Origin of the sequence: Chryseobacterium sp. LAM-KRS1 (assembly GCF_013184525.1) — a bacterium.
GTDB lineage: Bacteria > Bacteroidota > Bacteroidia > Flavobacteriales > Weeksellaceae > Chryseobacterium > Chryseobacterium proteolyticum.
In genome coordinates this window covers 1-575 of sequence record NZ_JAAOIZ010000024.1, presented here as the reverse complement: position 1 = coordinate 575, position 575 = coordinate 1, and the positions used below count along the sequence as shown (strand labels likewise).

Genomic DNA, 575 nt, shown 5'->3' with positions numbered 1-575 from the left:
ACCAAAGCAGGCTGGTTCTCATTGCTGATATCTAACGAAAAAGGATACACACTGGTGAACCATCCTACTGTTCTGCTGATATCTAAACCTGTATTCATCACCTCTCTACCATGACCTTCCATTAGCACCTTGGTCTTGTTAATACCAAACTGATCCTGTAAGGATAAGGCCAATCCCGTCAATAAAACATCATTAATCTCTGCACTGTATTTCTTACCTGCACGCGTCTGTAATAATTTCGTAGACGATTCATTTAAGGAAAAGCTGATGCTGCTATCTAAAATATGTTTGCCATTTGCAGGGTAATCGGTTGGAATAACCGGATAAATCTCTGATTCTATACCTTCCCAATACAAACGCTCTTGGGATAAAGAAGAACTATTGCTATACTTCTCCAATGCTGCTCCCCAACTCTGGAAAGAATCTGTTTTGGAAGGAAGTTCATAAGATACTCCCTTCATTCCCGATTCATATAAGCTTCCTAAATCTTCAAGCAAAATCCTCCAGGAAACTCCGTCAACCACAAGGTGGTGAATAACCAATATGATTCGGTCACCATCACTCATCGAAACATG

General features: G+C 40.3%; 1 protein-coding gene. It reads right to left on the bottom strand.

Annotated elements, in window-relative coordinates; genetic code table 11:
- Positions 1 to 575, bottom strand: a 575-nt coding sequence (locus G9C87_RS20720) for a condensation domain-containing protein (RefSeq protein ID WP_185157288.1), incomplete at both ends; no start/stop codon positions are given.